The organism is Williamsia sp. Y721 (assembly GCF_059683565.1).
This window is the reverse complement of the sequence record NZ_JCASNH010000005.1, coordinates 231,172-256,707: the sequence shown is the minus strand read 5'-3', so window position 1 is coordinate 256,707 and position 25,536 is coordinate 231,172. Positions and strand designations below refer to the sequence as shown.

28 protein-coding genes are annotated in these 25,536 nt (G+C 63.9%); 16 read left to right on the top strand and 12 right to left on the bottom strand.

Translation table 11 applies throughout. The annotated features are described in order from the left end of the window. Positions 1–4 precede the first annotated feature (4 nt). Positions 5–901, bottom strand: a complete 897-nt coding sequence (locus AC56PL_RS24680) for a LysR substrate-binding domain-containing protein (RefSeq protein ID WP_495517452.1) — start codon at positions 899–901, stop codon at positions 5–7. A 95-nt stretch (positions 902–996) separates the two neighbouring features. Between AC56PL_RS24680 and AC56PL_RS24675 the strand changes: the two genes are divergently transcribed. Genes AC56PL_RS24675 through fabG form a run of 3 tightly spaced genes read left to right on the top strand, consistent with a single transcriptional unit; the run spans position 997 to position 4,169 of the window. After that, positions 997–2,175: an acyl-CoA dehydrogenase family protein gene (locus tag AC56PL_RS24675; protein WP_497155449.1), complete on the top strand. Its 1,179-nt coding sequence runs from the start codon at positions 997–999 to the stop codon at positions 2,173–2,175. Beyond that, positions 2,172–3,398: a CaiB/BaiF CoA transferase family protein gene (locus AC56PL_RS24670; protein ID WP_497155448.1), complete on the top strand. Its 1,227-nt coding sequence runs from the start codon at positions 2,172–2,174 to the stop codon at positions 3,396–3,398. Before AC56PL_RS24675 ends, AC56PL_RS24670 begins: the two co-directional genes overlap by 4 nt. Positions 3,399–3,440: 42 nt before the next feature. Continuing rightward, positions 3,441–4,169, top strand: coding sequence for a 3-oxoacyl-ACP reductase FabG (fabG, locus tag AC56PL_RS24665; protein WP_495517455.1), 729 nt, complete (start codon positions 3,441–3,443; stop codon positions 4,167–4,169). Between the two features lie 2 nt (positions 4,170–4,171). Here fabG and AC56PL_RS24660 read toward each other — a convergent pair whose 3' ends face one another. The 8 genes from AC56PL_RS24660 to AC56PL_RS24625 form a co-directional block, all read right to left on the bottom strand. Continuing rightward, positions 4,172–4,651: a hypothetical protein gene (locus AC56PL_RS24660; protein WP_495517456.1), complete on the bottom strand. Its 480-nt coding sequence runs from the start codon at positions 4,649–4,651 to the stop codon at positions 4,172–4,174. A 25-nt stretch (positions 4,652–4,676) separates the two neighbouring features. Next, positions 4,677–5,174, bottom strand: coding sequence for an anti-sigma factor antagonist (locus tag AC56PL_RS24655; RefSeq protein WP_495517457.1), 498 nt, complete (start codon positions 5,172–5,174; stop codon positions 4,677–4,679). Between the two features lie 94 nt (positions 5,175–5,268). Beyond that, positions 5,269–6,114, bottom strand: coding sequence for an NAD(+) synthase (nadE, locus tag AC56PL_RS24650; RefSeq protein ID WP_497155447.1), 846 nt, complete (start codon positions 6,112–6,114; stop codon positions 5,269–5,271). A 31-nt stretch (positions 6,115–6,145) separates the two neighbouring features. Beyond that, complete coding sequence (locus tag AC56PL_RS24645) at positions 6,146–6,655, bottom strand: CinA family protein (RefSeq protein WP_497155446.1); 510 nt, start codon at positions 6,653–6,655, stop codon at positions 6,146–6,148. A gap of 6 nt (positions 6,656–6,661) precedes the next feature. Then, the gene (locus tag AC56PL_RS24640) at positions 6,662–7,096 is read right to left on the bottom strand and encodes an SRPBCC family protein (RefSeq protein WP_495517460.1); all 435 of its coding nucleotides are present in this window, start codon (positions 7,094–7,096) and stop codon (positions 6,662–6,664) included. A 46-nt stretch (positions 7,097–7,142) separates the two neighbouring features. Further along, a complete protein-coding gene (locus AC56PL_RS24635; RefSeq protein WP_497155445.1) occupies positions 7,143–7,991 on the bottom strand; it encodes an SDR family oxidoreductase in 849 nt (282 codons plus the stop codon). A gap of 36 nt (positions 7,992–8,027) precedes the next feature. Next, positions 8,028–8,426, bottom strand: a complete 399-nt coding sequence (locus AC56PL_RS24630; protein ID WP_497155444.1) for an IclR family transcriptional regulator — start codon at positions 8,424–8,426, stop codon at positions 8,028–8,030. Positions 8,427–8,522: 96 nt separating this feature from the next. Further along, positions 8,523–9,158, bottom strand: coding sequence for a TetR family transcriptional regulator (locus AC56PL_RS24625; protein ID WP_497155443.1), 636 nt, complete (start codon positions 9,156–9,158; stop codon positions 8,523–8,525). A 95-nt stretch (positions 9,159–9,253) separates the two neighbouring features. Here AC56PL_RS24625 and AC56PL_RS24620 point away from each other — a divergent pair, with 95 nt between their 5' ends. The 3 genes from AC56PL_RS24620 (at position 9,254) to AC56PL_RS24610 (ending at position 12,736) form a co-directional block, all read left to right on the top strand. Beyond that, entirely contained in the window at positions 9,254–10,726 is a 1,473-nt protein-coding gene (locus AC56PL_RS24620) for a DHA2 family efflux MFS transporter permease subunit (protein WP_495517682.1), read from the top strand. A 124-nt stretch (positions 10,727–10,850) separates the two neighbouring features. Further along, on the top strand, positions 10,851–11,936 hold the full coding sequence (gene rutA / locus AC56PL_RS24615; protein ID WP_497155442.1) for a pyrimidine utilization protein A: 1,086 nt from the start codon (positions 10,851–10,853) through the stop codon (positions 11,934–11,936). Positions 11,937–12,034: 98 nt separating this feature from the next. After that, positions 12,035–12,736 (top strand): VTT domain-containing protein, encoded by a 702-nt coding sequence (locus tag AC56PL_RS24610; RefSeq protein WP_495517465.1) that lies wholly within the window; start codon positions 12,035–12,037, stop codon positions 12,734–12,736. Between the two features lie 10 nt (positions 12,737–12,746). On the opposite strand, the gene AC56PL_RS24605 is transcribed toward AC56PL_RS24610, so the two are convergent. Continuing rightward, entirely contained in the window at positions 12,747–13,931 is a 1,185-nt protein-coding gene (locus AC56PL_RS24605) for an alpha/beta fold hydrolase (protein WP_497155441.1), read from the bottom strand. 69 nt (positions 13,932–14,000) lie between these two features. On the opposite strand from AC56PL_RS24605, the gene AC56PL_RS24600 reads away from it, so the two are divergent. From AC56PL_RS24600 to AC56PL_RS24580, 5 genes are all read left to right on the top strand, one after another. Further along, the gene (locus AC56PL_RS24600; protein WP_495517467.1) at positions 14,001–14,831 is read left to right on the top strand and encodes a TIGR03619 family F420-dependent LLM class oxidoreductase; all 831 of its coding nucleotides are present in this window, start codon (positions 14,001–14,003) and stop codon (positions 14,829–14,831) included. A 4-nt stretch (positions 14,832–14,835) separates the two neighbouring features. Then, positions 14,836–15,201 carry a TraR/DksA C4-type zinc finger protein gene (locus AC56PL_RS24595; RefSeq protein WP_495517468.1) on the top strand — a complete coding sequence of 122 codons (366 nt, stop codon included), beginning with the start codon at positions 14,836–14,838 and terminating at the stop codon, positions 15,199–15,201. Positions 15,202–15,480: 279 nt separating this feature from the next. Further along, on the top strand, positions 15,481–16,143 hold the full coding sequence (locus tag AC56PL_RS24590; protein WP_497155440.1) for a helix-turn-helix domain-containing protein: 663 nt from the start codon (positions 15,481–15,483) through the stop codon (positions 16,141–16,143). A 2-nt stretch (positions 16,144–16,145) separates the two neighbouring features. Continuing rightward, complete coding sequence (locus AC56PL_RS24585) at positions 16,146–17,051, top strand: YhjD/YihY/BrkB family envelope integrity protein (RefSeq protein WP_495517470.1); 906 nt, start codon at positions 16,146–16,148, stop codon at positions 17,049–17,051. Positions 17,052–17,177: 126 nt separating this feature from the next. Next, the gene (locus AC56PL_RS24580) at positions 17,178–18,251 is read left to right on the top strand and encodes a dioxygenase family protein (protein WP_497155439.1); all 1,074 of its coding nucleotides are present in this window, start codon (positions 17,178–17,180) and stop codon (positions 18,249–18,251) included. A 72-nt stretch (positions 18,252–18,323) separates the two neighbouring features. Here AC56PL_RS24580 and AC56PL_RS24575 read toward each other — a convergent pair whose 3' ends face one another. Both AC56PL_RS24575 and AC56PL_RS24570 read right to left on the bottom strand, forming a co-directional pair. Then, complete coding sequence (locus AC56PL_RS24575) at positions 18,324–19,025, bottom strand: SGNH/GDSL hydrolase family protein (RefSeq protein WP_497155438.1); 702 nt, start codon at positions 19,023–19,025, stop codon at positions 18,324–18,326. Beyond that, on the bottom strand, positions 19,022–20,440 hold the full coding sequence (locus AC56PL_RS24570) for an MFS transporter (protein ID WP_497155437.1): 1,419 nt from the start codon (positions 20,438–20,440) through the stop codon (positions 19,022–19,024). Before AC56PL_RS24570 ends, AC56PL_RS24575 begins: the two co-directional genes overlap by 4 nt. Positions 20,441–20,566: 126 nt before the next feature. Here AC56PL_RS24570 and AC56PL_RS24565 point away from each other — a divergent pair, with 126 nt between their 5' ends. The 5 genes from AC56PL_RS24565 to AC56PL_RS24545 all read left to right on the top strand — a co-directional run bounded on the left by AC56PL_RS24565 (position 20,567) and on the right by AC56PL_RS24545 (position 25,525). Further along, positions 20,567–21,181 (top strand): TetR/AcrR family transcriptional regulator, encoded by a 615-nt coding sequence (locus AC56PL_RS24565; RefSeq protein ID WP_497155436.1) that lies wholly within the window; start codon positions 20,567–20,569, stop codon positions 21,179–21,181. Positions 21,182–21,479: 298 nt separating this feature from the next. Continuing rightward, positions 21,480–22,757: a cytochrome P450 gene (locus AC56PL_RS24560; protein WP_495517475.1), complete on the top strand. Its 1,278-nt coding sequence runs from the start codon at positions 21,480–21,482 to the stop codon at positions 22,755–22,757. A gap of 7 nt (positions 22,758–22,764) precedes the next feature. Then, positions 22,765–23,535: an SDR family oxidoreductase gene (locus AC56PL_RS24555; RefSeq protein ID WP_495517476.1), complete on the top strand. Its 771-nt coding sequence runs from the start codon at positions 22,765–22,767 to the stop codon at positions 23,533–23,535. Between the two features lie 259 nt (positions 23,536–23,794). Then, positions 23,795–24,670: an ABC transporter permease gene (locus AC56PL_RS24550; protein WP_495517683.1), complete on the top strand. Its 876-nt coding sequence runs from the start codon at positions 23,795–23,797 to the stop codon at positions 24,668–24,670. Then, the gene (locus AC56PL_RS24545) at positions 24,671–25,525 is read left to right on the top strand and encodes an ABC transporter permease (protein WP_495517477.1); all 855 of its coding nucleotides are present in this window, start codon (positions 24,671–24,673) and stop codon (positions 25,523–25,525) included. Positions 25,526–25,536 lie beyond the last annotated feature (11 nt).

Below are 25,536 nucleotides of genomic sequence, written 5' to 3'. Positions count from 1 at the left end.
CGACTCAAACGACCGCTCGTTCGATGTTGATCAGTTCGTCGAGAACCGTCTGCAGTGCCGGATTGGGATCGGCGGTGCGCCAGGCGGCACGCAGATCGACATCGGGTACGGAATCGGTGACGGGGATGAAGACGACCTGTGGGTCGCTGACATTCCTGGCCACCGATGCCAGCGTCAGATGGACGCCGACCTCGGCACTGACCAGCGCCAGGGCGGTCTGCGTGTCGGGGGCGATCTGCGCGATGGTGACGACAAAGCCGCCTTCGCGGGCCAGGCGGCGCAGCCGATCGGGTAGGACCGATCCCTCGTGTGGCGGCAACGAGATGAAGTTGTCCTGCTCCAGCGCGGCGATCGGGACCCGGCGAGCTGTTGCCAGTCGGTGCGTGTCGGGTACCGCCACCACCAGGGAGTCGGTCATGACCACCCGCACGGACACCTCGGCGGGGATGACATCCCACCGCCCGAAGTTGATGTCGGTCTCGCCGGTGAGCAGCTTGGTCATCGATGGTTGCGCGAAGTTCTGGCTGGAAAGCTCCAGCGCGATACCGGGACGACGGGAGCGCACCTCCCGGGCCAGCCGGGCGACGAGTCGATGGGTCGAGACGCCGGCGAAGGCGATGCGGACCAGGCCGACGTCTCCGTTGTCGGCGCCGCGCACCTGCTCGCCCGCGCGCCGAACCGCGTCGAGGACCTCGGTCGCCGGCTCGATCAGTGCCCGCCCGCTGACGGTCAGCTTCACCGAGCGGGTGTTGCGTTCGAACAGGGTGGTTCCGAGGTCACGCTCGAGTTGCTTGATGATCCGGCTCAGCGGTGGCTGCGCCATGTCGAGACGGGCGGCGGCCCGTCCGAAGTGGAGCTCGTCCGCAACAGCGAGGAACGCGCGCAGTTGTGCGACGTCCATCTGAGGGTCCCTCTCGTCGACTATTGCGATATTCGTATTACAGAAGCCCGGATTGGGTATTGGACCGATCATAATAATGGGGCAATAGTGTTGGAATGGACACGCTCAATCCGGACGTACCCGACGACGTCTTCGCTGACATCCTCAAGCAGGTCAACCAGTTCGTGCGGACCCGCGTGGTGCCGCGTGAGCTCGAGATCATGAAGACCGACACGATCCCCGACGACCTGCGCACCCAGGTGGCGCAGATGGGCCTGTTCGGTTACGCGATACCCCAGGAGTGGGGCGGCCTCGGGCTCAACCTGATCCAGGACGTCGAGCTGGCAATGGAATTGGGCTACACCTCGTTGTCCCTCCGATCGATGTTCGGGACCAACAACGGGATCGCCGGTCAGGTGCTGGTCGGATTCGGCACGGATGAGCAACGCGCACAGTGGTTGCCGGGCATAGCTTCTGGGGACGTGGTCGCGTCCTTTGCGCTCACCGAACCCGGTGCGGGTTCCAATCCGGCCGGCCTGAAGACAACCGCACGGGTCGATGGTGACGGATGGATCATCGACGGGGGCAAGCGGTTCATCACCAACGCGCCGAACGCGCATCTGTTCGTTGTCTTCGCGCGCATCTCGCCGGCGCCGGAGACCGGCAACGGCATCGCGGTCTTCCTTGTCCCGGCTGCCGCGGAGGGTGTCGAGATCGGTCCGAAAGACGCGAAGATGGGACAAGAAGGTGCGGCCACCGCCGAGGTGGGTTTCAACGGAGTTCGGGTCGGGCCGGAAACCCTGGTCGGATCAGACGCCGAGGTCGGGTACCGCGCTGCGATGACATCGCTCGCACGTGGCCGGGTGCACATCGCGGCCCTGGCGGTCGGTCAGGCCCAGCGGGCGCTCGACGAGTCGGTTGCGTACGCGGCGACCGCAACTCAGGGCGGCACGGCGATCGGGGATTTCCAGCTGGTGCAGGCGATGCTGGCCGACCAGTACACCGGCGTGATGGCTGGACGCGCCATGGTGCGTGATGCGGCCAGGGCCTGGGTCGAAGGCACCGACCGGCGGATCGCGCCCTCGGCGGCGAAGCTGTTCTGCACCGAGATGGTCGGCAAGGTGGCCGATCTCGCGGTCCAGGTTCACGGCGGCGCCGGCTACATGCGGGACGTGCCGGTGGAACGGATCTACCGGGACGTCCGGGTGCTTCGGTTGTATGAGGGCACCAGCGAGATCCAGCGCCTCGTCATCGGCGGCGGCCTGATCCGTGCCGAGAAGAAGAAGCTGTCATGACATTGCCGCTCGAGGGGTTCACCGTGGTGTCTGTCGAGCAGGCGGTGGCTGCCCCGCTCGCCACCCGCAATCTCGCTGATCTCGGTGCCAGGGTGATCAAGGTCGAACGGCCCGACGGCGATCTGGCACGTAGCTACGACCACCTCGTCGAGGGCACGGGCGCACACTTCGTCTGGCTCAATCGCGGCAAAGAATCCATCGCCGTCGACCTGAAGAGCAGCGACGGCCTCGACGCCGTGCGCAGGCTGATCGCCCGCGCCGACGTCTTCGTCCAGAATCTCGCACCCGGCGCAGCGCAGCGACTGGGACTCGGTGCTGACGATCTCCGCGAAAACCACCCCGAACTGGTGGTGGTGAATCTGTCCGGGTTCGGTGCGGGTGGTCTGCTGGAGCAGCGCAAATCCTACGACATGCTCATCCAGGCCGAGGCCGGTCTCATCTCCGTCACCGGCACGCCGGAGACCGCGGTGAAAACCGGGATACCGACCGCCGACATTGCATCCGGAATGTATTGCGCGCAAGCGGTTCTGGCCGCGCTGCTGCGTCGGGCAACCACCGGTGATGGGGCGGTGATAGATGTGTCGATGCTCGAATCGACGGTCGAATGGATGGGCCATGCCATGTACACGCAGATGTACACGGGCACGCCACCGCCGCGAATGGGGTTGAGCCACATCTCGATTGCTCCCTACGATGCGTTCGAGACCAGCGACGGACAGATCCTGATCGGGGTGCAATCCGATCGTGGTTGGCGAGCGCTGGTGACCGAGGTACTCGACGCGCCGGAGTTGGCCGACGATCCGCGCTATGCCACGAATGTGGCGCGGGTCGAGAATCGAGCCGGCTGCGATGCGGAGGTGAGTGCGCGCACGAGGCTTCGCAGCACCGCCGACCTCGACGCCGCGCTGGGGGCTGCCGGTATCCCGGCAGCACAGATCAAAGAACTCGACCAGGTGGTCGACCACCCGCAACTTGCCGCCCGGAATCGGTGGCGCACCATCGGGACCGAACACGCCCGAGTGCAGGCGTTGCTACCGCCGGTCACATTCGCCGACTTCGAAGCGCCGATGGGCGATGTGCCTGCACTCGGGCAACACACCCGTCGCCTGCTTCTGGAATCAGGTCTTTCCGGCGAGGCCGCTGACGCTCTGATCGCCGGCGGTGCCGCGGTCCAACCACCCGAGTATCACCCCGCTGAGAATCACCCCGAAAAGACGCAGTAGCGCCATATCTCACGCAGAATCGTTCAACGCCGAAAGGACATCATGCTGGACAACCGCACTGCCGTCATCACCGGAGGAGCCCAGGGGATAGGGCTGGCCATCGCCCGGACGTTCGCCGACAACGGCGCCCGGATCGTGATCGGCGATCTCGATGAGGCCAAGGCCAAGGAAGCTGCCGCCTCATTGTCGGCCGACGCGATCGGCGTGCGCGCCAACGTGACGTCCGCCGATGACGTGGCAGCCTTGCTCGCGGCTGCGACGGACACCTTCGGCTCCCTGGATGTGATGGTCAACAACGCCGGCATCACCCGCGATGCCACCATGCGCAAGATGACCGAGCAGCAGTTCGACGACGTCATCGACGTCCACCTCAAGGGTTGCTGGATCGGCACCCGACTCGCCTCCGGCATCATGCGGGAAAACGGCGGCGGATCGATCATCAACATGTCGTCGATCTCGGGCAAGGTCGGGATGTTCGGACAGACGAACTATTCGGCGGCCAAGGCCGGGATCGTGGGCCTGAGCAAGGCGGCCGCCAAAGAAGTTGCCCACCTGGGTGTTCGAATCAACGTCATAGCGCCCGGACTCATCCGCACCGCCATGACCGAGGCCATGCCGCAGAAGGCATGGGATTCGAAGATGACGGAGATCCCGATGGGACGAGCCGGTGAGCCGGACGAGATCGCTTCGGTGGCACTGTTCTACGCCTCGTCGATGTCGTCCTATATGACCGGGACCGTTGCCGAAGTGACCGGCGGACGCCACATCTGAGTTCAGTCCGAGGCGCCGGGTCTCGATTCGTGGTGACGGCGGCCATGGGTTCGGCGACGTTCCTTCATCTCGGCCTCGTAGACATGGCGACGACCAGCCTGCAGCTCTTCCCGAACCCGGCGTTCATGGTCCCGGAACACCGACCAGTACGTGTCGTCGAAGTCTTCGACGATCTGGAACGTCCACCGGCCCTCGACGACATTCCGGCCGACCAGATCTTCGTCGAGCCGGTCAGCGATATCACCGTGTCCGGCAGCGCGGAGATCGACGGTGGCGTCGCCGAGTAGCAGGTCGGTATGACCCATCAACTGGTGGAACGAGTACAGATGACCACGGGCGCGTTCGAGGCATTCCAATGCCTCGGAGACTTTCCCGACAGCGGCGATGGTGGCGTCGTCGACATCTTCCGGCCGTTGGTGGGTCGGCGCCGGTTTTCCACTGGCTTCGGGCACCGCTGCCGAGTACCCCGCACCCACCGACATCAATCCTGTGATTTGCGGCCGACGATCACCGATGGTCGGTGAGGCGAGAATGGCGGTTCTGCGTCTTGTGGGACATCACCTCGACCCACCACGAATCGAGCGGGCTCGGCTCGGGCCAGTGGACGTCCGGTCGACTCCACAGCTCCACCACCTCGTCAACGGTGGTGTGTAGATCGAGTACCTGTTCGAGTTGCAGGGCGATGATCGGGCGGGATGTCGAGGGCCGCGCTGTCACCACAGCGAACATCGCCCCGGCTGTCTCCGCGCGCTCCCGGGCCTGCTCGAGGGCCTTCAAACCTGCAGACGCCAGGAACGTGGTCTGAGTCAGATCGACGAGAAGGTTGGTCGCTCGCTCACGGAAGGCGCCCTCGATGGCCTGTCGGACCAGATCGATCGTCAACAGGTCGATGTCGCCGCACACAGCCAGGATGGTGATGTTCCCCTGGCGCGATGAGGAGATCGTCAGGGGTGGAGACGCTGTTTTCGGAGTCGTCGCGAATGTGGTGTGGTCGTATATGGACAAGATCGCCCCTCGCCATGGATGGGAGCGCAAGCAACCGAAAGACTGCCTACGCGATACGTGGCTAGTCCTTAACCTTCCTACATCGTGGCAGTCATCACACCGGTTCGCAACCCTGCCCGCGCCACCACCGGTCATACGGGGTGACGGCGAGATGTCTTTTATGTCGCGTCCGGAGGTACGCGGACTCGATGACCCCGGCAGCTTCGTCGGACACGTGCTGCCCTTGCAGATAGCGGTCGATGTCTGCGTACGTGACACCGAGGGCCTCTTCGTCGGCGAGAGCCGGGCGGTCGTCCTCGAGGTCCGCGGTCGGGATCTTCTCCCAGGTCCGCTCCGGCGCGCCGAGTTCTTGAAGGAGCTGCGCTCCTTGGCCTTTGGTGAGACCGGTGAGTGGATTGACGTCACTTCCACCGTCGCCGTATTTGGTGAAGAACCCGGTGACGGCTTCGGCAGCGTGATCGGTACCGACCACCAGGAGTCCGAGCTCACCGGCTATCGCATATTGGGCGACCATGCGCTCGCGGGCTTTGATGTTGCCCCGGACGAAGTCGGTGAGGCGGTCGATTCCGAGCGCATGCGCCGCGGCCGTCGCGGCGGCGTCGGTGCTTTCGGCGATGTTCAGGGCCACCGTCCGAGACGGCTTGATGAAGTCCAGTGCCAGGTCCACGTCGGACTCGTCGGCCTGGAGTCCGTAGGGCAACCGGACCCCGACGAACTCCGCGTTGTGACCGACGGACGCCAACCGGTCCACGGCGAGTTGGCTGAGTCGGCCGGCGAGCGTGCTGTCCTGCCCGCCACTGATGCCGAGGACGAACCCGGCACTATTCGCCTCACGCGCATACTCGGCGAGAAAATCGACTCGACGTTCGATTTCTGCCGACGCATCGATGTGCGGGGTCACGTGCAACTCGGTGCGTATTCTCGCGGCCAGTTCGCTCACGCGCGCTCCTCGTTTCTGGACGACTCGCAGTTCAGATGGCGGCGACCGAGTACGCGTGCCGCAGCAACAGCTCGAGGGAACGCTCGACCACGGCGGCGAGAATCTCGGATGGCGAGCCGTCGAAAATCTCCTGAGTTGCGGTGGTCAGGCCCGGTTCGGCGATGCCGAACCAGACAGTGCCCGGGGGAACGTCCTCCTGTGTCTCCGGTCCCGCCTCGCCGGTGACTGCCAGTGCCAGGTCGGCTCTCATCAGATTCGCGGTGGTCTCCGCCATCGTGATGGCCGAGGTCTTGCTCACCACGGGGCCGGGAGGAACCTTGAGCAGCGAGTGCTTCACCCGTTTGTGGTAGGCCACGATGCCGCCGAGGTACCAGTCCCCCGCCGAGGGTGCCTGACCCAGAGTCGCCGCGATGTTGCCTGCCGTCAGCGATTCGGCGGTTGCGATCTTCAAACCGTGGCGAGATGCCAGACCCGCGAGTTCCTCGGCCCGGGCGCGCACCTTGTCGTCGGAGTCCTGCCTGTCGTTCGGATTGACTGACATGGCAGATCAGGAGGCGCCGTTTTCGGCCAGCAACGTCAGGCGGCGCAGACATTCTTCGAGCCGCGGGGCGACCGCGAGTCGTTGGATGCTGTCCGGAATCACCTGAAAGGGTCCGGAGTTGACGGTCTCGTCCATCGTGACCCGGGAGCCGTCGCCGTCCTTCTCGACGTGGATCCGCACTTCGGCCGAACCGATCGGCAATGCGCGTGCGTTCAATACGAGGAGCCCGGCGGATGACTCCACCGATTCCGTCTTGTCATCGATCAGGGCCGGCCACAGGCCGACCGAGTGCTGGATCGTCGATCCGGCCTGCGGCCACTGCGGATCCACATTGCGGATCCGCGAGGTGCCGACCACCCACGAGCTGTACAACCAGCCATTCGACAATATCGACCAGACCTGCGCGGGTGTTGCGGACGTCGTACGTTCGACCTGAATCATGGATACGGACCTTCTTTCCTGTGTACGTCGTGCGGAACAAGGACTTTCAGCCGGGGAGGGTCTCGCCGCCGATCGGCGCCAGCACCTCGCCGCTGTAGTAGGACGACATGGTCTCCGATGCGAAGAACACATACGACGGCGCGATCTCGTCTGGTTGCGCGGCCCGGCCGTACGGTGTCTGCTTTCCGAAGTCTTCGACTTTGTCGGCGGGCATCGTTGCCGGTATCAGGGGAGTCCACACCGGTCCCGGCGCAACACAGTTCACCCGGATCCCGCGGTCGAGAAGGCTCTGTGCCAGCGAATAGGTCAGGGCGATGACGGCGCCCTTGGTTGCGGAGTAGTCGATCAGCGTCTTGTTGCCGCGCAGTCCGTTGATGGAACCGGTGTTGATGATGGAGGATCCCGGGCCGAGGTACTGCAGTGCCGCCTGTGTCACATGGAAGAAGCTGTGGATGTTGACGTCGAACGTGCGCTGCCACTGCTCGGAGGTGAGCTCGGTGAAATCGTCGACAACCGCTTGGAAGGCGACGTTGTTGACAACGATGTCGAGGGTTCCGAGTTCGGCGGCCGCACGGTCGACCACATCCTTGCAATGCCCGGGGTCGGCAAGGTCGCCGGAAAAGAGGTGACAACTGCGGCCGGCCTCCTCGACCTTGGCCCGCGTGTATTCGGCGTCCTGCGTTTCGGAGAGGTAGGCAATGGCAACGTCGGCGCCTTCTTTGGCGAAGGCGATGGCCACCGCCCGACCGATGCCGGAGTCACCGCCGGTGATCAGCGCCTTCTTGCCCTCCAGGAGGCCGCGACCGACATAGGACGCCATTTCATCGTGTGGCTTGTCCTGCATATCGCCGGTGCTACCGGGATAGGCAATCGTCTGGCGTGGATGCTCGCTCATAGGCTGCGGAATACCCCGCGAACGATGGCTAAAACATCAGCGGCGCATGGCCTCCGCGGCCGCGGCCGCCGGCTCTTCCCGGACGCCGGTCAGTCTCCTGGCCAGTCCCGCTGCGGCGGTGGTGACACGGGGGCCCGCCTGGTCGGCATCGAGTTCTCGGACCGTGATGATGCCGACGTTGGCCTCCAGGCCGTCGACACCCAGGACCGGCGCTGCCAGACCGATCGCACCCGACTGCAATTCACCACTGGTGACGACGTAGGCCTCGGTGGACTCGCTCCTGCCGAGCAGGATCGCCTTGCCCGCCGCTCCCTGGGTCAGGGGATGGCGGGCTCCGACCCGATACCCGACATGCAGGTCGGTCCAGGTGGGTTCGACGACAACCAGGGGGACGCTGGTCGTTGCGGTCGCCGGACTGGTCATCACCATGGCCACCCGTGACCACCCTGTCGTTCCACCGGACAAACAAAACCGGCCGTTCGCATACCGTTGCGAACGGCCGGTTTTTTTGATTCTCACACCGGCAATAGATCAGAGATTGCGTACCCGGACGCAGACTTCGTCGTAGATCGTCAGTAGATCGGCGTCGGGTTGATCTGGTCCGCAGGCGTTCACCCACTCGTCGAAAGCGCACTGCACGGACAGCTGTGCGATTTCGAGGATCATCCGGATGCGCGAACGTGTGGTCGCGGGGCATTGTTCGTCCAGCAAGGACAACCAGCGCCGGGTGTTCTCCGCGCAGCGGCCGATGCAGAGCGTGCTCAACGTCGGGTTGGCGCAAACCAGCTTCCGAATGCGCAGGGACGTCGCGGCGACCTCGCTCTGCTCGTGACGAAAGCCCGTGATGGCGCCGCGGAACGCATTTTCCAGGTCGGCCAGCGAGAGGGTGGACAGCGACTCGTCGGTGGCTTTGGCCGCCTCGATACAGGTCCGGAGCGCGACGTCGAAACCGTGGATGTCACCGAGGATGCAATCCTCTTTGGTCGCGAAATATCGAAAATAGGTCCGGGGGGAGATGCCGGCAACGCGTGCGATCTCGTCCACCGTCGTCTCATCGAAACCGTGGCGCTCGAACAGATCGAGCGCTGCCTTCTGGATCTCGATCCGCGTCTCGTTGCGGCGCCGGGTCCGCAGATCGAGCGTTGCGCCCGGAAAAGAGGTTGACATGACCTCCACTCTATGTCACCTGATGTCAAAGTGACAGTCACTGACACATGACTATATGCTGCGAAGGTTCTGCAGCGGCTACCCGAGTGGATGTGATCGTGACCGAGAGTGTGAAAGTCGGCGTCAGAGCCGGCAGTCGTGACGAAAGTCCGGCCGGCAGTGTTCTTCTGATCGCTTTGCTTCTTGTCGCGGCATTTGTGGTGATCCTCAACGAGACCATCCTGGGTGTCGCATTGCCGACGCTGATGAGGGATCTCGACATCACCGCGGCCACCGCGCAGTGGCTGACAAGCGGCTTCCTGTTGACGATGGCGATCCTGATCCCCACCACGGGTTTCATCCTGCAGCGGTTCAGCATCCGCTGGGTCTACGTCGCGGCGATGTCGTCGTTCACGCTGGGAACGCTCCTCGCCGCGTTGGCTCCCGGCTTCGAGATCTTGATGGTTGCCCGGGTGATCCAGGCCGTGGGTACGGCATTGATGATCCCGCTGCTGATGACCACCATCCTCAATGTGGTTCCGGAGCATTCACGGGGCCGCATGATGGGACTGGTCTCTGTCGTGATCTCGGTGGCCCCGGCCATCGGGCCCACCGTGTCCGGTCTGATCCTCGAATCGCTCAGTTGGCGTGCGATGTTCTGGATCGTGTTGCCGGTAGCGGCCGTTGTGCTGATCTTGGGCGGCATCCTCGTGCGCGACGTCGCCGAGCGGCAGCCGTCGCACCTCGACGTCATCTCGATCCCGCTCTCTGCCCTTGGCTTCGGCGGAATCGTGTACGGACTCAGCAGTATCGGTGAGTCGTCGTCCGGGCACACTCCGGTGCCGCCATGGATTCCGCTGGTGATCGGTGTCGTCTCGCTGGGCCTGTTCGTGGTCCGCCAGATGAAGCTGGTCGAACGCGGCCGGGCTCTGCTGGATCTGCGGACCTTCAAGATCGCGCAGTTCAGGCTCGCGGCGTTGCTGATGGGTGGGCTGATGCTCACGCTGTTCGGCGCACTGATCCTACTGCCGCTGTACTTGCAGAACGTCCTCGACAAGAGCGTCCTGACAACAGGATTGGTCCTGCTGCCCGGTGGCCTGGTGATGGGACTGCTGGGGCCAGGTGTTGGCGCGCTCTTCGATCGTTGGGGTGCAAGGCCATTGGTGCTGCCCGGCACGATCGCCATGAGCGTCGGCACGTGGCTACTCGCCACGCTCGACGCCGATTCCGAGCTCTACACGGTCATCATCGCGCACGTGATCTTGAGTGCCGGCATCGCATTCGCCCTCACACCGTTGATGACGTCCGCGCTGGGTTCGCTGCCACGCGAGTTGTATTCACACGGCAGTGCAACGATCAGCACGATCCAGCAGGTTGCCGGTGCGGCAGGCACCGCCCTGTTCATCACCTTGATGACACGGGGAATCACGGCGTCGACCGACGACGGTAACTCCTCGGTCATCGCGAACTCCGACGGAACACACCTCGCCTTCGTCGTCGGCGGCGTCATCTCGGTTGTCCTCGTTCTCGCGGCCACACTGGTGCGATCGAGCGTCAAGCCGGCCGATGCCGGGGTCACCGCAACCTAAATGCTCGCGCGGGCGTACGGATCGAGACGTGCTGCCGCCGTAGAACAACGCTGCCAGGGATTCGTTTCAACCCCGATCCGGTGTCGCAATATGTGCGAAACACGGCAAGTGCAGCCTTGCTCCCATGGACTTTGGCGTCTTCATCCCCATCGGAAACAACGGCTGGCTCATCAGTGAGGCTGCACCGCAGTACAAACCGAGTTTCGAACTGAACAAGGAGATCGTGCAGAAGGCCGAGGCGGCCGGATTCGACTTCGCGCTGTCGATGATCAAGTTCAGGGGATTCGGTGGCAAGACCGAGTTCTGGGACCACAATCTCGAGTCGTTCACCCTGATGGCCGGTCTGGCCGCCGTCACCGAGAAGATCAAACTCTATGCGTCGACCGGCATCCTGGCCCTGCCACCCGCACTGGTTGCGCGGATGGCTTCGACCATCGATTCGATTGCCCCTGGACGCTTCGGGATCAACATCGTCTCGGGCTGGGCTCCGGCCGAGTACACCCAGATGGGTCTGTGGCCGGGCGACGAGCACTTCGGCAACCGCTACGACCGCGCCACCGAATACGTGCAGGTCATCCGGGAGCTACAGGACAGCGGCGTCAGCAATCACGTCGGTGAGTTCTATCAGATGGAAGATTGCCGGCTCTCGCCGCGACCGGCGGGCGGGACGGTTCCGATCGTTGCCGCCGGGCAGTCCGCACGAGGTATGAAGTTCGCCGCTGAGCATGCCGATTACAACTTCGTTCTCGGCTCCGGCGTCAACACCCCGTCCGCCTTCGAACCCACCGTTTCGGCGATGGTGGCGGCCGCGACGGAATCGGGTCGCGACGTGGGGGCGCTGGCGCTGTTCATGGTGATCGCCGATGAGACGGACGAAGCAGCGCAGGCGAAGTGGGATGACTACAACGCGAACGCCGACGCCGATGCGCTGAGCTTCATGGTCGAACAGACCGAGACCGACAAGACCGCAGGCGAAGGTTCGACGGCAAAGACGATCTCGTTGCCCGAGGGCGCCGTGAATCTCAACATGGGGACGATTGTCGGATCGTTCGAGACCTGCGCGAAGATGCTCGATGAGGTTGCCGCGATCAATGGAGTCAAGGGCATCATGCTGGTATTCGACGATTTCGTCGCAGGTGTCGAGAACTTCGGAAGCAGGATCCAGCCGCTGCTCCAGTGCCGCAAGGACGTCGTCGTCGTTGCGTCCTGAGCTGATGGCGATGGGCGCAGATGAATCGTCGCAGAATATTCGGTGAACATACCTCTCGATCACATTGAGTACGAACATGTCTCGTTACCCTGGGACCAGTGATCTCACGCGGGCGGATGAATCAGTCCGTGGTGTTTCGGGCTGTTGTCGCCACGATCGTCCTCACAGCGCTGGCGATTGCCGCGTTTCTGGTTCCGATCCCGTCGATAGAAAGTCTTCGTGATTGGGCCGACTCCTTCGGAATCGCATTCACCGCACTGTTTTTCCTCGGCTACGGGGTCATCACGGTCTTCCCTGCGCCGAGGTCGGCATTCAGTGTGTCCGCCGGGCTCCTGTTCGGTCCGGTGACCGGATTTGTCGGTTCGATGCTGGCGACAACGTTCGCAGCCATCGTGGCCTTTGTCCTCGTCCGCCGCTATGGACGCGAACGGATCAAGCCCTATCTTCGCTCTCCGGTGGCCCGTTCGATAGAACTGCGGATGGAGCGCCGCGGGTGGCTTGCCGTCGGGTCGCTCCGGATGATCGTGCCGTTTCCGTTCACCGCCACCAACTACATCGCGGCACTGTCGTCGATCAGGTTCGTTCCCTACCTGGTGGCCACCATTGTCGGGGTCATGCCCGCCACGGCCGCAGTGGTCATCGTCGGCGATGCGCTGGCCGGTGATGGGAGCGCAGGGATGATCGCACTGTCGGCGGGGTTGTTCTCGCTGGGCATCGTCGGTCTGGTCGTCGATGCGCGACTGGGTGTTCCGCAGGCCGCGGCCACGCCCGGGCCGACCCTCTCCGACGATGCCCGATGAGTGGGCCTGGTCAGCGTTGCCCGTCGGCCCGAATTGCCGCGCCCGCCGCTGCCGTGCTGCTGGCTTCATCTTCGAGTTGTCGGAGATAGGGGATGACCTCGTCGCGGATCGCGGCGTTGTAATCCTCCGGTTGCTGCTTCGGGTTGGCGTGCCCGGTACTGGGCATTCGCACCACAAACAATCGCCCGGAAGGTCCGCCGGTCGTATCGAAGAGAGCCTTCTGGGAGTAGTCGACGTCGACCACGGGATCGTCGGTGCCAAAATCCGGACGCAGGAAGATGATCGCCGGGAACAGGCGATCACCGGCTTCCTTGCTGATGGTGGCAAGGTCGTCCGAGGCGCCGGACGCGGCGATGGCAAGAAATTGGGATTGGATCAGCCCGTTGCTGGCGGCGTCGGTGTTGAAGATCTTGGTTCTGAGCACGTCGCGGATGGTGGAGACCAAAGCCACCGGGTCGAGGAGTGGGTACCGTGCGGAGTCCGTCAGCAGGTATTGATCCTTGCGTGCCACCGTCTCGACAACAAGACGCAGGCCGCGGCTTTCCCTGGCGCCGGGCAGCCAGCCCATCCAACGGAGCAGGTCTTCACCTGCGTCACGGCTACGCGGTCGGACCGCGTGGAGATTCACCGGTGTGCAGTCGAGTATGAGCGCGAGCAACGTGACCTCGGTGTCGTGGAAGATGTGCGTGCCCACCTCGATTGCGATGATGCCACCCATGCTGTGCCCGACCAGCACGATCTTGTCGATGCCCATCGACTGCGCGTAAGCGGTGACGATGCGACTGATGACGGCGGTGTCCAGGCCTTCGTTGTCGTACTGCACCGCCCACACCTGTCCGATATCGGCCAGGGCCGGGAGTGCGCTCGCGGTGCCACTGGCATCGAGGTTTCCCAGGCCGACCATGTCGACCACCGCGGTGTCATCGTTGGCAGGATCTGCCGCGTCGTAGATGAAATGGATCTGAGGTTGCGTCTGCGCCAGGCGCTGCCGTTCAGGGGCGACGTCGAGAGCCCAGTATTGAGAACACAGGATCAACAGCGCCAACAGGACAAATCCGCCTCGCATCAAGAAACGCCGGAGTCCGCCGAAATGAATCCAATTGTGGCCCAGTCGGGTTGATCGAAGTGCTTCTTTGCGCCGCTCATCGCTCCAGTCGGTGACCGGATGATGTGACCCGCCGAGACCTCGTGTCATCCTCCCCAGCGTAGCGAGGTTTCCCCACTCCGAACCGGTCGCGGACCGGTGTGTGATTCCATGGAGTACATGGAATTCGGAATCTCGACATTTGTCACCGACGAGGGAATTCGGCCCGATGTGCTGGGCAAGGCTCTCGAAGAACGCGGATTCGATTCGTTGTTCCTGGCCGAACACTCGCATATCCCGGTGAGCCGCGAGTCACCCTATCCGGGCGGCGGCGACCTGCCACGGGTGTACTACCGGACACTGGATACGTTCCTGGCGCTGACCGCTGCAGCCGGCGTCACCACACGCTTGCTGCTGGGTACCGGCATTGCGCTGCTTCCACAACGCGACCTGATCCACACCGCGAAAGAGGTTGCGACTCTTGACCTGCTCTCCGGAGGACGGGCCGCATTCGGTGTCGGTGTCGGCTGGAACCGGGAGGAGATGCGGAATCACGGAACAGACCCGCGGACCCGTGGCGCATTGATCAATGAGCAACTTGCCGCAATGAAGGCCATCTGGACACAGGACGAGGCAGAGTTTCACGGGGAACACGTCGATTTCGATCCGATCTACTGCTGGCCGAAGCCGGTCCAATCGCCGCATCCGCCCATCTACATCGGTGGTGAGAGTCCCGCAGCGCTGTCTCGGCTGATCGAGTACGGAGACGCGTGGCTTCCTCGCGCCCACACCAGTGCGGACGAGCTCGTCCGGGTGCGGGAGCTCCTGGCCGAGCGCGGGCGTCCGGACATCCCGTTCACGATTTTCGCGGCCGGATCCTCGACCGAAGAACTCGACGGCTACGCGCGTTCCGACGTCGAACGCGTGACGTTCTTGCTGAAAACGGCCCCGCAGGCGCAGACGCTGCGTCAACTCGACGAGTTGGCTGCCGCGGCCGAACCGTATCGCTGATCTGATGGATCCCGATGTCGCGCGAGGCGCTCTCGAAGCAGACCGGTCCGAGACCACCGACCTGATCAAACAGATGTCGGCCAGGCTCGCGTCCGTTGTTGATGCGGCAACCGAGGGAACCGCTGACGATGAGCACGACCCGGAGGGATCGACATTGGCGTTCGAACGGGGACAACTCGTCGCCCAGATCGAGCGATCCGAGATCAGAGTGGCAGAAATCGACATCGCCCTCGAACGGATTGCGCAGGGTACGTATGGCCTCTGCGAACGCTGTGGTGCCCAGATCGGCGCGGCGCGGCTCGAGGTGCTGCCGGCGACGCGCCTGTGTATCAATTGCGCGACGTCGAGGGATCAATCGCGGCAATGGTGAGAACCCGGCTTCCATAGACGCTCCACTTCTACGAGGATGCTCCACAAATATGTGGAGCATCCTCGTAGAAGTGGAGCGTTTGCGAATACCCGTACCTTGCCGAGGGTTGCCTCCCGCATCGTGCACCGCGGTGGCCCCGCGCGCGGCGTAGACCATTTCGCCTTCGACGACCATTGATCGAACCCCCTTTCGGCAACCGTCGGAAAGGGGTTTGTTCGTGGGAGAGACACACACAAAAGGTTTCATTTCAGGAAACACCGTCGGCTAGGATGGGTTCCCATGGCAGGGCAAAGTGCACATGTCGTCCGTGACACCGGCGATCCGGTTCCAGTGCAACGCGAGGTTGCCGTCGACGCACCCACCGGGAACGACCTGGAAGCGGCCATCGCCGCCCAGGTGCGAACCCTCCGGAAGGCCACCGGCCTGTCCGTTGGTGACATGGCCGACCGGGTCGGTATCTCCAAAGCGATGCTCTCGAAGATCGAGAACGCTCAAACATCGTGCAGTTTATCGACTTTGGCACGTTTGGCCGCGGGCCTGGATGTCCCGGTGACCTCACTGTTCCGGGGTGCCGACACCAAACGGGAAGCCGTGTTCGTCGAATCCGGCCACGGTGCGGTCATCGTCGGGCGCGGGACCCGGGTGGGGCATCACTACGAACTGCTCGGTGCACTCCGAGGCCAGCACAAACGTCTCGAGCCGGTGCTGGTGACCCTGACCGATGCGAGTGAGGTGTTTCCTCGCTTTCAACATGCCGGGACCGAACTGCTCTACATGCTCGAAGGTGTCATGGTCTACGGACACGGGGATGCCGACTACACCTTGCGGCCGGGGGATTCGCTGCTGCTGGACGGCGAGGGGATCCACGGGCCAAATGACCTGGTGCGTTTGCCGATCCGATTCCTCGCGGTGACGGCTTATCCCGACAACCACGAAGACTGACCGTGGGCGACGGTCGAGGGGATCGCCGGAGTTCGGTCGCGGCGAAGCTGAAGTCGGCGCCGGAAGCGGTTGTGGACCGCGTCCGGCGGATGCCCGGTGGTTCTCTGGTGCTGCGGTTGGTGGCCGATCTGGCTCGCAGCGAGATCGCGGATCGGTCGATGACCCTTGCGGGCCAGGCGTTCACGTCGATCCTCCCGGTGATGATCGTGCTGTCGACATTGCGCAGCAACGGATACATCGACCACGCACTCGACGGTTACGGACTTTCGGCCGCAGACCTCGCCTTGACGTCGGGTGACACGGGTGAATCCGCGGTGACCTTCGGTGTCATCGGCACGCTGATGACGGTGATCAGTGCGACATCCTTCTCGCGTGCCCTCGATCGGATGTATGCCCGTGTGTGGGGAACTCCGAAGCTGACGTTCAGCAAGTGGTGGCGATGGGTTGTTGTCGTCCTTGCCATCAGCTTGGGGGTGGCGGTCCAGGGCTTGATCTCGAATCTCGGCGACATCGGCTGGATCTTCGGCCTGATCGGTCTGGGCCTGGAAATCTTTGCCGACCTGGCATTTTGGACGCTGCTCTGGTTCTGGGTCTGTCGCATGCTCACCGAGGGGCGAGTGAACATCCGGTGCAGCCTTCTGACCGGGATGATCTCGGCGATCGGATTGACGGCGCTGTCTTTCGGCTCCCGGGTGGCACTGGGACCGATCATCGACAGCGCGACGGGACAATTCGGCATCCTGGGTGTCATCTTCACGATCATCAGCTGGTTGTTCGTGTTCTCGGCGATCCTGGTTGCCGCGACGGTCATCGTGCACGCGCTGGCCTCGGATTCGGGGCGGATCGGCCAGTTTTTGCGAACCCCGGAGGCGCTCGAGACCCAGGTCGGGGACCGTTCGGCTGCCTGAGGCACGTATCGGGCCAGGTCACGGTGTCCAGCAAACTCACAGGTTGAGTGCAGGCTCCCGCCATGTGCAGTGGGTCTACTGGATACAGAAGATTTGATCTGGCTCGGTTTTTGCAAGGGAGAAGTGATGGGTAAGCGCCGGTTTTTCGGACAAGGATCAGATGATGAGGTCCATGAGCACGACTTGGGCCTGGCACACGACATGCAGAAGATGATGTCGAGGCGAGGTGCGCTGGCACTTTTCGGTGCGGCCGGGGCGGCAACGCTGGTGGCCTGTGGCACGTCGTCGTCGGATTCGAAGACCTCCACTGCAGCGGGGTCGTCGTCTGCCGGTGGTACTTCGACCACCGGGGTGGCCAATGCAATCGGCGAGTGTGTGGACGCGGCGCCGCAGGAGACCGCCGGACCGTACCCGGGTGACGGATCGAACGGTCCCAACGTCCTGATCGAGTCCGGCATCGTGCGCGAGGACATCACGACCAGCTTCGGCAGCATGTCGGGCACAGCCGAGGGTGTGCCGGTCACGATCACCATTGCACTGCAGGACCTGACCAAGGACTGCAACCCGGGAGAGGGCATGGCGGTGTACATCTGGCATTGCGACCGGGACGGCGAGTACTCGCTGTACGGGTCCAAGGTTGCCGATCAGAACTACCTGCGCGGTGTGCAGGTGGCCGGTGCGGACGGAACGGTGTCGTTCACGTCGATCTATCCCGCGTGTTACTCGGGACGCTGGCCGCACATCCATTTCGAGGTCTACGACTCCCTCGAAGTGGCCGTTGCAGGCAGTGATCCCCGCTTGACCTCGCAGATCGCGCTTCCGGAAGACGTGAGCAAGACGGTCTTCGCCACTGCCGGATACGAGAAGAGCGTCACCAATCTCGCGGCGATCAGCCTGGAGAAGGACAACGTCTTCGGTGACGGCTGGGATGCCGAGCTGGCCACCGCCGACGGCAGCGTCGCGGACGGCTACAAGATCTCGATCACCGTCGGTGTCGCCGAGAAATCGGCGAATACACAGGCGGCGCCTCCCGGAGGTGGTGGAGGCCCAGGGGGTCAAGGTGGACCCGGCGGACCGGGCGGAACGCCCCCGGAAGGCATGACACCACCAGACGGCATGACACCACCTGACGGCATGACACGGCCTGAGGGGATGCCGGATATGCCCGCCGCCGGCAGCACTGAGGCCACCAGCACGTAGGGCTTGATCGCACCGAGGGAGAGCACCCGATACGCCGAACGGCGTTCGGGTGCTCTCACCTTTTCTGGGCTCTCACAGGGTGCCGCGATGGAACCGTGCCAGCGACTTGGTGACCTCGGTCGCGACGACCGCGTGTCCGGCCATCGTGAGGTGAATGTTGTCCTGACTCAGCCAATTTCGCCGGGTTCTGGCCGGATGGTCCCAAAACTCGGTGAGGATCGCATCGTGCTGTGCGGCCACTCGGCGCACGATGTCGGCGAAAGCCCTGAAGGTGGGGCGCAGCACGAGTAGGCGACCGGTGAAGGCGTCGGCAAGGGTGAACATCGACAACCTGGCCCCGCCCGAGGCCGCGGCGGCGCAGAGATCGTCGAGGTCGCGTTCCACTGCGAGCAGGTCGGCGTCGCGGGCGAACAGATCGTTGCCGCCGCAGGAAACGTGCACCAGATCCGGTTGGAATTCGAGGACGGGCCGCACCTGTTCGGCATGGACCTGACCGATGGTGGCGCCGATCTTCCCGGAGTTGAGGTAGGCGAGATCTGGTTGTACCGACGTCATGGTCGCCGCCAGCCGGTCCGCCCACGGCACATCGGCGTACCCGGGCCACGGATCACCGGTGCCCGCGGCGATCGAATCGCCGATGACCGCGAACCGGCGCCACGGCGTGCCCGCGAGCATTTCGTGGGCGGCATCGGGGTTCAGCAACATCGGATCCTCCACCTCTGCGTGGATGTCGATGTCGTGGATGTCATTGTCTCGAATGTCACTGTCGCTCATCGTGTCTCTCCTGGTGACTGGGCGGGAATTGCTGCCGCGCAGGCGGCGGCCGCCAGAGCGATTCCGGCGCACACTGCGAACATGGTGTGGAAGGCGGACAGCTGTCCGCCGGGGTTGGCGGCGAAGACGGCGGCGAGGATCGCGACCCCCAGCGCTCCGCCGGTTTGTCGCGCGGTCAGGTTCATTCCGATGCCCGTTGCAAACTGTTGCGGCGGAACCGAGCTCACGGCAGCGGTCCCGAGCGTCGTGAGGATCAGTCCGATACCGCCACCCCCGAGGATCCCGGCTGGCACCCATGCCTGCCAGAAAGCGGGTTCGGTGCCCCATACGTCGGTGGACATGTACAGGGCGGATGCCGCGAACATGAGCGCGCCCGTAACACCCAGTGCGCGTAGACGATTCGTGGGTGCCCGGCCGGCGGCCACTGCGGTGACCATGGAGGCAATCGCCCCGATGGTCATCGCCCCTGCCGACTCCAGCACTGAGTATTGCCAGACCGCGTCGAGCCACAGGGGCCCGGCCAGTAGCCACGCGAACATCGTGGCACCGAACATGAACGAGGTCATGTTGGTGAGCGCATAGCGGCGGCTGCGCCACAACTCCACGGCGATGGCGGGGCTCCGGTGGCGGCGCGACCGCAGGAGTGCCACCACCAGCAGCGCGGCTCCGATTCCGGCGCACAAAAGCGTTCGCCACGAATCCCATTCCCACCGCCCGCCTTCGGTGACTGCCGCGATGACGGCGGCAATCCCCGATGCCGTCGCGGCCGTACCGAGCCAGTCCGGCAACCCGTGTAGGCGTCCGGGCATGTCGGCGGCGATGAAAGACAGGCCGAGACCGATGAGGATCGCGGCGATCGGGACGTTGACGATGAAAACCGAACGCCACCCGAACCATTCGACCAGGGCGCCGCCGATTGCGGGTCCCACCGCTGCGGCGAATCCGCCGGAGGCGGTCCATGCCGCGATCGCGACTGCCATCCGCTGCGGGGCGGTGACACCTAGCACCAGTCCGAGCCCGGCGGGGATCATCAGCGATGCGGTCGCGCCCTGCAGGAACCGACCGGCGATGAGCCACTCGGCAGTGGGTGCGAGTGCGCACAGCAGCGAGGTGAGCGCGAAACCGCCCAATGCGTACAGGAACACGCGACGTCGGCCGAGGACGTCGGCGAATCGGCCCGCCGGGGTGAGCAACGCCGCGAATGCCACCGCATAACCGCTGACCACCCAGGTGAGTGTGGTCGTGGGCGTGGCGGCGAAGTCGCGGGCGATGGCGGGAAAGGCGATGTTGACGACCGAAAGGTCGAGGAATGCGATGAAGGCCGCGCCACAGGCGACGAGCAACGACAGCCGGGCCGATCGGGTGGCGGATCTGGAGGGTGGCGGGGCGGTACCCGGCTCGGAAACCTCGGTCATGGGATTCCCTCTCGGCGTAGTGGAGGACGGGATCTGGAACAAGAAACAACACGGACGATCGTGCGTACTTTTAGAAAGTACGACCGATCGTTCGACTTTGCAAGCCCCGGATGTGACCATGGAGGGGTGGCTGAGTTGACGCAAACTTCCGACCAGCGCCTGATCAAGGGCGCGCGGGCCCGTGCGACGATCGCGCGGCACGCCGCCGATGTCGCCTCTGTCGAAGGCCTCACGGGGCTGAGCCTTGGCAAGCTGGCCGGCGATCTGGGGCTGAGCAAAAGTGGTGTCGCCACCCTGTTCGGTACCAAGGAGAACCTGCAGGTCGCCGCGGTGCAGGCGGCTCGTGAGGTGTTCATCGAGCACGTCGTGAAACCGGCGTTCGTCGAGCCGGGCGGGATGCCGCGGCTGCGGGCGCTCATCGACAATTGGTTCGACTACGTCGGTGAGCCGGTCCTGCCGGGCGGTTGTTTCCGCGTCGCCACCACCGTGGAATTCGACAGCCGTACCGGTCCGGTCCGCGACGCGATCGACGCCGACCGCCTTGACTGGTTCGCTTTGCTGGAAAAGGAGATCCGACGCGCCCAGGCGCAAGGCCATCTCGCCGGACGCGACGCACACGCTCTGGCCTTCCAGCTGGACGCCATGGTGGCCGCCGCCAACGTCGGGGCCCGCATGGGTGACGAGACGGCGATGCCGACCGCGCGATCGATCACCGAAGGCCTGCTCGCGCCGAGCGTATAGCGCGAGGACCGGGTGGACGCCCAACCGATACCGTCGGCTTTGCGGTAAAGGGTGCGGTACGGTCGACTCGACGCACCGGGTGATGGTTTGATCGTCAAGCTCTTTCCGTGATCCGGCGCGCCGATTTTCCGGAATAGTGATCTTGACCTCATTTGATCAGGCATGCTATTCAAGTGCTCAGCACTGCAAGGCGAGTGCTCAGCAATTCGCGAGAGGCGGACACAGCCCAGGGGGTCCGGACTCGGCCGCGAACGTGAATGGCACCGGCCAGTCATGCACTACGAGGGAGGCGTATTTCGTGAGTGACTTCGATTCGATCGACTTTTTTACGGACCAGTCGATAATTCCTGACCCGAATCCATACTTGGACCACCTACGGTCGAAGTGTCCGGTGCTGGTCGAACCCCATCACGGCGTCGTGGCGGTGACCGGTCACGACGAGGCGCTCGCCGTGTTCCGTGACACCGAGAACTTCTCGTCGTGCATCGCGGTCGGCGGACCCTTCCCAGACCTGCCGTTCACCCCCGAGGGCGACGACATCAGCGATCTCATCGCAGCGCATCGCCCCGAGATGATCATGCACGAGCACATGGTCACGATGGACAATCCGGAGCACAAGCTGTCCCGCGGACTACTGAACCGCTTGTTCACACCGCGCCGCATCAAGGAAAACGAAGAGTTCATGTGGCGGCTTGCCGACACCCAGCTCGACGAGTTCGTCAAGTCCGGCAGTACCGAGATCTTGAAGGACTATGCAAAACCCTTCGCGCTGTTGGTCATTGCTGATCTCCTCGGTGTGCCGGCGGAGGATCACGATGAGTTCCGTAACCGGCTGGGTTCGCCGCGTCCGGGTGCTGTGGTCGGAGCGCTCGACAATGATGTGCTCGAGCAGAATCCGCTCGAATGGCTCGACTCGAAGTTCAGCAAGTACATCGAGGATCGGCGGAAAGAGCCCCGTGGCGACGTGCTGACCGCGCTCGCCGAGGCCAAGTATCCGGACGGATCGACCCCCGAGGTCATCGACGTGGTGCGTTCGGCGACGTTCGTGTTCGCGGCCGGCCAAGAGACCACTGTCAAGTTGCTCAGTGCCGGACTGCGATTCCTCGCCGAAGATCCCGAGTTGCAGCAGCGCATCAGGGATGACCGAGAGCTCATCCCGAATTTCATCGAAGAAACCCTCCGGTTGGAAGGCCCGGTCAAGTCGACGTTCCGACTAGCCAAGAAGACCACCAAGGTCGGCGAGCTGGACGTCAAGGCCGGTACCACCGTGATGCTCTGTGTCGGTGCGATCAACCGTGACCCGTCCCGTTTCGACGACCCACACGCGCTGGACCTCGAGCGCCATAACGTCAAGGAGCAGATGGCATTTGGCCGTGGCATCCATTCCTGCCCGGGCGGCCCGCTGGCAAAGGTCGAAGGCGTGGTGTCGTTCAACAGGTTCTTCGACCGGATGGGTGACATCAGGATCAACGAGGAGAAGCACGGCCCCGTCGGCGCGCGTGTCTTCAACTACGAACCGACCTATATCCTGCGTGGTCTGACCGAGTTGCACCTCGACTTCACCCCGATCGCCTGAGTCGGCGATGACCGATCTCAAGAACGACGGCACCGTGAGCCGTGTCGCCGTCATCACCGGAGGGGCCTCCGGTATCGGGCTGTCGGTGGCGCGGCATCTGGCCGCGGCCGGACATCGCATCGCGATCTTCGACCTCAATGGCGACGAGGCCCACAAGGCGGCCGAAGACCTGAGGGCCGCTGGGACCGAGGCGATGTCGGCGGAGGTCGACGTCACAGACCGCGCCGCGATCGACACCGCGCTCGGTCGGGTTCGGGACGGATTCGGTCCCGTCCAGATCCTGGTGACCAGTGCCGGTATCGAAGCGCAGTTGCCCTTCACCGACATCACGGCGCAGGGGTGGGAACGCATGCTCGCGGTGAACCTCACCGGCACGTTCAATGCGGCGCAGGCGGTCATACCGGATATGACCGCAGCGGGCTGGGGACGGATTGTCACGATCTCGTCGTCCAGCGCTCAGGGCGGCGCACCACAACGGGCGCACTATGTTGCGTCGAAGGGCGGCGTGATCGCCCTGACCAAGGCGCTGGCGTACGAGTATTCGCCAGAGGGGATCACGGTCAACACAATTCCGCCGTCGATCATCGACACCCCGATGGCTCAGCAGGGAGTCCAGAACGGGTACATCCCGGCGATCAGCGATCTTGCAGCGATGACGCCGGTCCGTCGGGCGGGTCTGCCGGACGATGTCGGTGCGGCAGCGGCGTTCCTGTGCAGCGAGCAGGCCGGTTTCATCACCGGACAGAGCATCGGCGTCAACGGCGGTTGGTACATCTGACCGCGGTTGTCCGCAGGCGGGGGGAATCCGCTCGATCGTGACACATCGATATCGAAGACAGCCATACTCGATACTTGTCGCCTCGAGATCGCAATCGGTGAAAGCCACACCACCGCTTGTGATCCGGGGGATCAAGGGGGGAAGCGAACATGCTGAGTGAACCTACGTCAACCGCCGTGAACAATCGGGTCCACACCACAGCAGCCAAGAGTTGTTGATGGCCATCCTCGATCAGCCGCCGGTCGCCGGGTCCAAGGACATGGCGAGCCGGGCGCGGGATACCGAACCCGAGGAACGGGCACCGCGGCGGTCCGCTGTCGGTGAGATCACCGGATGGATGCGCGGCTATGTCCGCCGACATCCGGTCGCCTCGCTGGAAACCGTTGGCGGTCAATGCGTATTGGGGATTCGGGCAATCCAGTACCTGGTCATGGACATCGTGCGCTTGCGGTTCCCGTTTGTGGAGTTCGTTCGGCAGTCTGCCTTCATGGCATCGGCATCAGCCATGCCGACGGTGTTCGTGGCCGTCCCGATCGGCATGACGTTGTCCATCCAGTTCGCACTGTTGGCGGGACAGGTGGGTGCGACGTCGATGGCAGGCGCGGCAAGCGGTCTTGCGGTCATCCGGCAGGGTGCACCGATGGTCGCCGCATTGCTGATGGCGTCCGCCGCCGGGTCCGCGATATGCGCCGATCTCGGATCCCGGAAGATCCGGGACGAGATCGACGCCATGGAGGTGATGGGCCTTTCGGTGATCCAGCGGCTGGTGGTGCCGCGCCTGGCGGCAGCCATCCTCGTCGGCGTGAGCCTCACCGGTGTCGTCTGCTTTGTCGGGTTCTTTTCGGGTTACCTGTTCAACACCTTTGTGCAGAACGGAACCCCCGGTACGTTCGTTTCCACCTTCGCCTCGTTCGCCACGGTCGGCGACTTCTACCTGACGATGATCAAGGCCGTGGTGTTCGGTGCGATCGTGGCGATTGTGGCCTGCCACAAGGGGTTGAACACCCGGGGTGGGCCTGCGGGCGTCGCGAATGCGGTCAACGCGACGGTGGTCGCGTCGATCATCCTGCTGATGGTGGTCAACGTCGGCTTCACGCAGCTGTACGTACTGCTGTTCCCGCGGACGGGTTTCTAGATGGCGTCCAAGTACTATCCCCCCGGCACACGCCCCTTCGTCAAAGCAGCCAATGCGCAGGGCGTTCTGGTCATGCGGCTGGGTCACATGGTGGCGTTCCTGGCCCGGGCCCTCGTGTCGATCCCGTTGACGCTGCGCCACTACCGCAAAGAGTTCCTGCGGATCCTGTCCGATGTGACCTGGGGCAACGGATCGATCGTCGTCGGCGGCGGTACCGCAGGCGTGATCATCGTCCTCGGGGCAGCGGCGGGTGCGCTGGTGGCGATCGAGGGATATCAGGCGCTGCATCTACTCGGCTTGGAGCCGGCGACCGGGATGGTCGCATCGACCGCCGTCACCCGCGAACTGGCGCCGATCATGGCGTCTTTGGCCTTTGCCGCGCAGGCGGGTTGCCGGTTCACCGCACAGCTCGGTGCGATGCGGATCTCCGAGGAGATCGACGCGATGGAGGCCCTGGCGATCCGGCCGATCCCGTATCTGGTGACCACCCGGCTACTGGCCTCGATCGTTGCCATCATCCCGCTCTACCTGGCCTGTCTGACACTGAATTATGTGACGGTGCAGGTGATCGTGGGCTTCTCAAGTGGCATGCCTGCCGGAACCTACGAGCACTATTTCCGGCTGGTGCTCGGTGGCACCGACGTCTTGTACTCGTTGGCCAAGGCAGTCGTCTTCGTGATCGTCACCTCGACGATCCAGTGTTATTACGGCTACTACGCAGCCGGTGGACCACAGGGTGTGGGTACCGCGGCCGGGCGGGCGATGCGCGCGAGTATCTCGGCGATGATCGTCCTGAATCTATTGCTCACGATGGCATTCTGGGGCGTCGGCACCGGTGCAAGGCTCGGTGGTTAGCGATGCCGGTC